This window comes from Bradyrhizobium sp. MI1.4, from assembly GCF_055811315.1.
This window is the reverse complement of the sequence record NZ_JBVVPP010000113.1, coordinates 1-2,199: the sequence shown is the minus strand read 5'-3', so window position 1 is coordinate 2,199 and position 2,199 is coordinate 1. Positions and strand designations below refer to the sequence as shown.

Genomic DNA, 2,199 nt, shown 5'->3' with positions numbered 1-2,199 from the left:
CAGGACTACATCGCGGCGGGCCAGTTCAGGGGGGGCGAACAACTGATCGAGGCGCAGCAGGTCGTCCGTCCGGGCACTATTCTCGTCTTCATGGAGCCAATCTACAAGGGCGGGCTAGAGGGCGTGACCCCAGGCAGCAGTTGCATCGCAAACGCCTACACCAGTAATCACGATGTGATTGAGGCAAAAGAAACCGGCGCCCTCAAGCGCTTTGCGCTACACGGGGTCGATGCCACCGGCATCGTGCATGCCATGCTGCTACGCATCCAGGCGCTGGTGATGCCGGTCCAGACGCTGGTGCTGAGCGGGCACTAGGTGGTGTTTTGAACGCTTGGTAGATGATAGGTGCGCTCTCGCAAATGAGCAGTCGACGTCTGGCTGATGGCTAACTCTGAGCTTATCTAGGTTGGACAAGGTCCTGCTCCAGGCACATTGCAGACGCTGGCACCTCAGGCCGGTAGTGATTTCCTCCCAATGAGCAGATCCCTGTAGGGGCACGTTCAGCACTGACCGTCGAACTGAACGTGTGCGGCAGTGCTTCTTCGAAGAACGATTGCCCCCTGGCAGGAAAACTGGTCCTATCCCTGCGATAAGCTTCCCAGCCTACAATCTGAATGAAGGAGACAATGATGCGCTCGATCCTCCTTGCCGCGCTCGGCATTACCGCCTTCTCCGGAACCATGGCTATCGAGACACCTGAAGCAAATGCTGTTGTCTATTGTGCCGCCGGTATCTACCGCGCCGGCTGCGTGGTCCGACCCGTTGGCGCGGCCGTTGTCGCACCAGTAGTCGGTGTGCGAGGTGTTGCACGCCGGACCACCCGTCGTGTCGTCCGGCGATCCGACATGATGCTCAAACACGACATCTTCCTTATCGGTCACCTCCAAAATGGCCTCGGCTTCTATCGTTTCGCTTACAACGGCAGCAACAAGCCCTATGTCGGCGTGATGGCGCAGGAAGTGCAAACAGTTATACCCGCGGCAGTGCTGCGCGGCAGCGACGGCTACCTGCGAGTGTCTTACGACATGCTTGGCGTGAAATTCCAGACCTACGACCAGTGGACTGCTTCGGGTGCTAACGTGCCCGCCGGCTCACGTGTTGAGCAGTAACGCTGGGACCAAAGCCCTCCGCCTGCACTGCCGGGATTTTCGAGGTGTAGCTCCATCGTGGTAGGCCGGTCACTTCAGCGAGCTTCGCGCTGCGATTTAGTGCCTTGGCTTCGAAGAGCCAAGTCTACAATGCAACAGGCCGACGTCTCTGGGCAAAACCGGCTGTCCCGTGTGCAATCGGTCTGGTCGGGGTCGGCGGTTTGCGTGCTGACGTTAGGTGAGGTGACAGCCAGACTCCGGACGTGCTCAGAGTCGCTTTTGCTCCGTTCGTAGGGAGCAACAAAAGTTGTTCGCTGCACAATGGCCGAAGGTCAACATATCTTGCTGAAGTAGGGCTCCTCGCGCTCTCGCGCCAGCGGTCGGGGCAATGGTCTTCGACGGTGACGTTGACTGCGTCCTGGCTGAAATGCACGATGATGCCCGGCTTCGCGAAACACCAGTCGTCATCGAGATGACCTTGCAACCAAGCGCAAACAAAAGATTAGCCCACGAGCTATGCAAAACAGAATCCCTCAGATTCCTCGGACGTATAGATTCTTTACAGACCAGCTCTGGAGACCTCTACGTGCCCACGGCTCCGCTCGTCACCTACATCCGCGTATCCACATCAGGCCAAGGCCGCTCCGACTTGGGGATTGAGGCACAGAGGCACGCGCTGGCAAACTTCGCGGCTTCCGAGGGATACGAAGTGGCCCGCGAGTTCGTCGAGGTCGAGACGGGCAAGGGGGCGGACGCTCTCGCCCGCAGGCCCCGGCTCAAGGCCGCTCTGGCTGCGGCACGGAAGCTCAAGTGCCACGTCGGTGTCGCGAAGCTCGACCGCCTCAGCCGCGATGTTCACTTCATCTCCGGGCTGATGGCTCACAAGGTGCCTTTCGTGGTCGCTGAGCTTGGGCCCGACGTAGACCCGTTCGTCCTGCACCTCTTCGCCGCCCTGGCCGAGAAGGAACGGGCGCTGATTTCCACCCGCACTCGGCAGGCGCTGACGGCGGCAAAGGCTCGCGGGGTCGCCCTGGGTGCGGATTCCGACGAAGTCGCCCAGGCGTACCGATATGAAGTCGCCCGTGGATTCCGAGACGATGTCGCCCACCTT

2 protein-coding genes and 2 pseudogenes are annotated in these 2,199 nt (G+C 60.1%); 3 read left to right on the top strand and 1 reads right to left on the bottom strand.

The genetic code is table 11. From position 1 onward, the window contains the following. Window positions 1–315 (top strand): annotated as a pseudogene (locus AC0L23_RS39790) (HlyD family secretion protein); the annotation flags it as partial. A gap of 314 nt (window positions 316–629) precedes the next feature. Next, the gene (locus tag AC0L23_RS39785; protein ID WP_473358399.1) at window positions 630–1,109 is read left to right on the top strand and encodes a tail fiber domain-containing protein; all 480 of its coding nucleotides are present in this window, start codon (window positions 630–632) and stop codon (window positions 1,107–1,109) included. Window positions 1,110–1,455: 346 nt separating this feature from the next. Here AC0L23_RS39785 and AC0L23_RS39780 read toward each other — a convergent pair. After that, window positions 1,456–1,590 (bottom strand): annotated as a pseudogene (locus AC0L23_RS39780) (YkgJ family cysteine cluster protein); the annotation flags it as partial. An 84-nt stretch (window positions 1,591–1,674) separates the two neighbouring features. Here AC0L23_RS39780 and AC0L23_RS39775 point away from each other — a divergent pair. Continuing rightward, a partial coding sequence (locus AC0L23_RS39775) for a recombinase family protein (protein ID WP_473358400.1) occupies window positions 1,675–2,199 on the top strand: 525 nt, incomplete at its 3' end.